The following is a 5,475-nucleotide window of genomic DNA, read 5'->3' on the forward strand; positions in this document are numbered from 1 at the left end:
CCCCCCCCCCCCCCCCCCCCCCCCCCCCCCCCCCCCCCCCCCCCCCCCCCCCGCGGGGGGGCCCGCCCCCCCCCCGGGGGGGGGGGGGCGCCCCCGCCTCTTGGGGAATCCCACTGCGGAGATACCCTCTCCCCAACCCTCTCCCGCAAGCGGGAGAGGGAGAGCACCTCGTACGCTCACGCCTCAACCTCCACTGCCTCCGCCTTCAGCATCTTCTCCAGCGTTTCCAGCCGGTCGGCTTCCCGCGGCGGCTTGTCCCAGCGTAAGCGGCTGATGCGGGGAAAGCGCATCGCGACGCCGGATTTGTGCCGCGGCGAGCGCTGCAGCCCCTCGAAGGCGACCTCGAGCACCAGCCCCTTGTCCGGCTCGTGCACGACGTGGCGGACCGGGCCGAATTTTTCGGTGGTATTGCGACGCACGAAGCGGTCGATCTGGAGCAGCTCCTCGTCAGTGAAGCCGAAATAGGCTTTTCCGACCGGCACCAGTTCGTCGCTGCCCGCACCTTCAGTCCAGACGCCGAAGGTGTAGTCGGAATAGTAGGACGACCGCTTGCCGTGGCCGCGCTGCGCATACATCAGCACCGCGTCGATGATGTGCGGATCGCGCTTCCACTTCCACCACTGTCCCTTCGGCCGTCCCGGCAGATAGGGTGCATCGCGCCGCTTCAGCATCACGCCTTCGACGGCGTCGGCGTCTTCGCCCGCACCGGCGCCCGCGGGATCGGCGCGTGCGGCGGTCAGCGCCTCCCAGCTTGCGAAGGCGACGGTGGGCGAGAGATCGATGCGGGGATCGTCAAGCTTGCCGAGGAAGGTCTCCAGCCGTTCGCGGCGCTCCGCAAAAGGCAGCTCGCGCAAATCGTTCTCGTCGTCGCCGAGCAGATCATAGGCGCGCAGATGAATCGGAAACTCCTTGATCAGCTTCGGAGACACGACCTTGCGGTTGAGCCGCTGTTGCAGAACGTTGAAACTCTGCACGCGCCCTTCGCGCAGGATCAGAAGCTCGCCGTCGATGGCGCCGGGTAGCCGCAGTGAGGGCACGAGGTCCGGAAAGCTTCCGGTGATGTCCTCGCCGGTGCGCGAATAGAGCCGCGCGGTAATGTGGCCGTGCTCGTCGCGGCCGGCCACCGCCTGCACGCGGATGCCGTCCCATTTCCATTCGGCGATGTAGTCGGCGGGATCGAGCGCGGCGAAATCGGTGTCTTCGATCGCATGCGCCAGCATCACCGGGCGGAACGGGGCGGGATCGCGATTGACCGGCTTGTCGCCGCGGCCTTCCAGCCAGGCGAACAGGTCGAGATAAGGCGGCGCGAGACCCGGCCAGATCAGCTCGAGCTCGTGCGGGTCCTTGTCGCCGAGTGCAGCGGCCGCGGTCTTGGCCAGGCGCGCGGAGATGCCGATGCGCAACGCGCCGGTGACGAGCTTCAACAGCGCCCAGCGGCCGGTCTCATCCAGCTCGTCGAGCCAGCGCTCGAGCTGTTTTGGCAGCTCGGTCTTGCCGAGCGTGCGCAGCGTGGTGACGACCTCGGTTAGTGTTGGAGGTGGTGGATTGTTGTGGTTGCTCGGATGAAGCGCATCGCTGGCATCTCGCCCGCGGTACCCCCCTCCCTGACCCTCCCCCACAAGGGGGGAGGGAACGGTGAGGTTCGTGCATCCATCACTTTGGGAATCGCTGTTAGCTCTCGCGCTCACTGATAGCGCCGCGCGCAACTGCGCTCCCTCCCCCCTTGTGGGGGAGGGCGGGGGAGAGGGGTAGCCCGGAAAAGATTCGTCCTTGTGTGCATTCCGCTTCGGCCACATCAGCGCCACCGTTTCCGAGAGGTCGCCGACATAATCGTAAGACAATCCGAACAGCACCGGATCGGTGCGCGACGCGATCAGATCTCGGATCAGCGCGGGCTTGGCGTGCTTGAAGCTCAGCGCGCCGGTCAGCGCGGCCAGCGCGTAGCCGCGATCAGGGTCGGAAACCTCGCGAAAATAGCTCGTGATCAGCCGCAGCTTGTTGTTGCGGCCGGGCTCGTAGGCGAGGCGGTCGAGAAGTTCGGCGAAGCGGTTCATGCTTCGGCCTCGTCAGCGAGCGGCGTCTCGGTCTCCTCCTCGTCGCCGTAGCCGACCAGATCGAGCGGCCGTGCCTGCAAACCCTTGCTTTGGCACCAATGCACCAGCGCGTCTTCCTGGCCGTGGGTGACCCAGATCTCGCCGGCGCCGGTCGCGGCGATCGTGGCGGTGAGGCCGTCCCAATCGGCGTGATCCGAGATCACCAGCGGCAGCTCGATGCCGCGTTGCCGCGCGCGGGCGCGCACCCGCATCCAGCCGGAGGCGAATGCCGTGACTGGATCGGGAAACCGCCGGGTCCAGAGATCGGACGTCGCAGAGGGCGGCGCCAGCGTGATGGTGCCGGCAAGTGCCGCCTTCTTGACGCCCTTCACCGGCCTGAGATCGCCGAGCTCGATCCCGCGGCTCTGATAGTAATGCGTGATCTTCTCCATCGCGCCATGCAGATAGATCGGCGCGTCGTAACCCGCCTGGCGCAGCAGCGCGATCACGCGCTGCGCCTTGCCGAGCGAATAGGCGCCAACGAGATGCGCGCGTTCCGGAAACAGCGCCACCGATGCCAGCAGCTTCTTGACCTCGTCGGCGGCATCGCCATGGCGAAACACCGGCAGGCCGAACGTCGCCTCGGTGATGAAGACGTCGCAGGGCACGAGCTCGAACGGCGTGCAGGTCGGGTCGGGTGCATCCTTGTAGTCGCCGGAGGCGACGATGCAGGTGTCCTTGCAGGTCACCGCGACCTGCGCCGAACCGAGCACATGGCCGGCCGGGTGAAACTTCACGCTGACATCGCCGAGCCGGATCTCCTCGCCATAGCGGATCGCCTGCGTCGAGCCGGCAAAATTCTCGCCATAGCGCAGCCGCATCATGTCCAGCGTTTCCTGCGTCGCCAGCACCGCGCCGTGGCCGGCGCGGGCATGGTCGGAATGGCCGTGGGTGATCACGGCCCGCTCGACCGGCCGGACGGGGTCGATATGGAAGCCGCCCGGCTTGCAGCATAGGCCGGCGGCAACTGGCAGCAGGATGTCTTGCGGACGCATGCCTGATATATAGGTTGCGACCCCGCATCTTCGAGTCATCACCGCTTCGTTCCCTGGTTCCCCAATGCCCCTGCGCCTGTTCCTGACCTCCGGCGATCTCATGGCCGACCGCCGCTTCGAGTTCGCGCGCGATCTCCAGCTCAAGGGCGATCTGGCGGCTGCCGCCGACCTGCTGGAGCAGACCATCGCGCTTGCGCCGAATTTCACCTCGGCCTGGTTCACGCTCGGCGAAATCCGCGCGCAACTCGGCGAGCGCGACAAGGCGATTGCGGCCTTTCGCAAATCGCGCGATTCCGACCCGGGCGATCAGCATGGCGCTCATCTGCATCTGATACGCCTCGGCGATGCGCAATTGTCGGAGATGCCGAAGGCCTATGTGCAGGCCTTGTTCGATCAATACGCGCCGCGCTTCGAGCACGTGCTGATCAACGATCTCGGCTATCGCGCGCCCTCGCTGATCTTCAAGGCGGTGGTGGCTGCCCGCGTCGCCGCGAAGAAGCCCGCCCTGTTCAAGCGCGCCATCGATCTCGGCTGCGGTACGGGGCTTGCGGCCGCCGCCTTCGCAAAACAGGTCGACCAGTTCATCGGCATCGACCTGTCGCCCGGCATGGTCAAGGAGGCGCGCGCAACCGGCCTCTATGCCGAGCTCGAAGTCGCCGACATGATCGAAGGCCTTCGCAGCAGGAGCGATGCGAGCGCAAACCTCGTCGTCGCTGCCGATGCGTTCGTCTATCTCCCCGATCTCGCGCCAGTGCTCAGTGAGGCCAGGCGCGTGCTCGCGCCCGGCGGCGTGCTTGCGTTCACGCTGGAGACCCATGACGGCAGCGGGATCGTTCTCGGCGAAGGCCTGCGCTATGCCCATTCGGCGGAATATGTGCGCGATGCGATGGCGCAGGCCGGCCTCAAGGTCCTCACATTGGAGCGGGCCTCGCCACGCACCGAGAACAACGAGCCGGTGCGCGGCCTCGTCGTGGTCGCCGAGAAAACTTGAGTCTAGGCGCTATAAGCGGCGCTTTAAGCGTCATTGCGTCGCAAAGCCGTGACTTCCCACTTGCGAGCCGTGCGGCGATGCCAGCACAATGCGCGCACCAGGGAGAAACGAACAATGACGAAGAATCCATCGCGGCGCGATTTCAGCGCCGCCGCGCTCGCGACCATCGCGGCATCCACCTTGCCCGCGCCCTATGTCTGGGCCGCGGAAAAGAAATACGATGCCGGCGCCAGCGACACCGAGATCAAGATCGGGCAGACCGTGCCGCATTCCGGCCCCGGCTCGCTCTACGGCGTGCTCGGGCGCGTCGGCGAAGCCTATTTCCAGATGCTGAACGAGAAGGGCGGCATCAACGGACGCAAGGTCAAATTCCTGACCATGGACGATGCCTACAGCGCGCCGAAATGCGTCGAGGCGACGCGGCGCCTGGTCGAGCAGGAGGAGGTGCTCGCGCTCTACGGCTCGCTCGGCACCGCGCCGCAGACCGCCGTGCACAAATACCTCAACTCGAAGGGGGTGCCGCAGCTGCTGCTCAACACCGGCGCGTCGAAGTGGAATAATCCGAAAGAGTTCAAATGGACGATGGCGGGCCTGCCGCTCTATCCGACCGAGGCGCGCATCCTGGCGCGGCACGTCGTCAGCGTGAAGCCGAACGCGAAGGTCGGCATCCTCTACCAGAACGACGATTTCGGCCGCGACTTCCTGGGTCCCTTCAAGAAAGTGCTGGCCGATGCCGGCGGCACCGCGCAGGTCATCATGGAACAGACCTATGATCTGACCGATCCGACCGTCGATTCCCAGCTCATCAACCTCTCGAAGTCGGGTGCGGACGTCTTCTACAACATCTCCACCGGCAAGGCGTCGTCGCAGTCGATCCGGAAAGTGGCCGAGCTCGGCTGGAAGCCACTGCAGCTGCTCTCGGCCGGCTCGACCGGCCGCTCGATCCTCAATGCAGCGGGCCTCGAGAACGCCGCCGGCATCGTCGCCATCCGCTACAACAAGGAGGTCGGCCTGCCCAAATGGGAGAAGGACCCCGACGTGATGGCGTTCGAGGAGCTGCGCAAGAAGTACACGCCGGCGATCGATCAAGACAACACCATCGCCTTCGCCGGCTACGGCCAGGCCGTCACCATGGGCGAGATCCTGCGCCGCTGCGGCGACGAGCTCACGCGCGCCAACGTGCTGAAGCAGGCCTCCAACCTCAAAGGCTTCCACTCGCCTTATTTCCTCGACGGCGTCACCTACGACTACACGCCTGACGACTACACGCCGATGAAGACGCTCTTCATCTCCACCTTCACCGGCAAGGACTGGGACATCTCCGACAAGCCGATGTCGGAGTAGGGGCGGGCGGGATGCTGTAGGGTGGGCAAAGGCGCACTTGCGCCGTGCCCAC

4 protein-coding genes are annotated in these 5,475 nt (G+C 66.0%); 2 read left to right on the forward strand and 2 right to left on the reverse strand.

What is annotated here, in order from left to right; all coding sequences use genetic code 11:
- Positions 1–176: 176 nt before the first annotated feature.
- The gene (locus tag AC0L30_RS21785; protein ID WP_473405183.1) at positions 177–2,054 is read right to left on the reverse strand and encodes an ATP-dependent DNA ligase; all 1,878 of its coding nucleotides are present in this window, start codon (positions 2,052–2,054) and stop codon (positions 177–179) included.
- Positions 2,051–3,088, reverse strand: a complete 1,038-nt coding sequence (locus tag AC0L30_RS21790) for a ligase-associated DNA damage response exonuclease (RefSeq protein ID WP_354200540.1) — start codon at positions 3,086–3,088, stop codon at positions 2,051–2,053. Before AC0L30_RS21790 ends, AC0L30_RS21785 begins: the two co-directional genes overlap by 4 nt.
- A gap of 64 nt (positions 3,089–3,152) precedes the next feature.
- Here AC0L30_RS21790 and AC0L30_RS21795 point away from each other — a divergent pair, with 64 nt between their 5' ends.
- Both AC0L30_RS21795 and AC0L30_RS21800 read left to right on the forward strand, forming a co-directional pair.
- Entirely contained in the window at positions 3,153–4,079 is a 927-nt protein-coding gene (locus AC0L30_RS21795) for a class I SAM-dependent DNA methyltransferase (protein WP_473405184.1), read from the forward strand.
- A gap of 114 nt (positions 4,080–4,193) precedes the next feature.
- On the forward strand, positions 4,194–5,423 hold the full coding sequence (locus AC0L30_RS21800) for an ABC transporter substrate-binding protein (protein ID WP_219684770.1): 1,230 nt from the start codon (positions 4,194–4,196) through the stop codon (positions 5,421–5,423).
- The last annotated feature ends 52 nt before the right edge of the window (positions 5,424–5,475 follow it).

It is taken from the genome of Bradyrhizobium sp. MI1.11 (assembly GCF_055811255.1).

What these genes read in the sequence shown, in the direction of transcription:
- AC0L30_RS21800 (WP_219684770.1), top strand. Translation starts at nt 4,194, where the DNA reads ATGACGAAGAATCCATCGCGGCGCGATTTCAGCGCCGCCGCGCTCGCG.
- AC0L30_RS21790 (WP_354200540.1), bottom strand. Translation starts at nt 3,088, where the DNA reads ATGCGTCCGCAAGACATCCTGCTGCCAGTTGCCGCCGGCCTATGCTGC.
- AC0L30_RS21795 (WP_473405184.1), top strand. Translation starts at nt 3,153, where the DNA reads ATGCCCCTGCGCCTGTTCCTGACCTCCGGCGATCTCATGGCCGACCGC.
- AC0L30_RS21785 (WP_473405183.1), bottom strand. Translation starts at nt 2,054, where the DNA reads ATGAACCGCTTCGCCGAACTTCTCGACCGCCTCGCCTACGAGCCCGGC.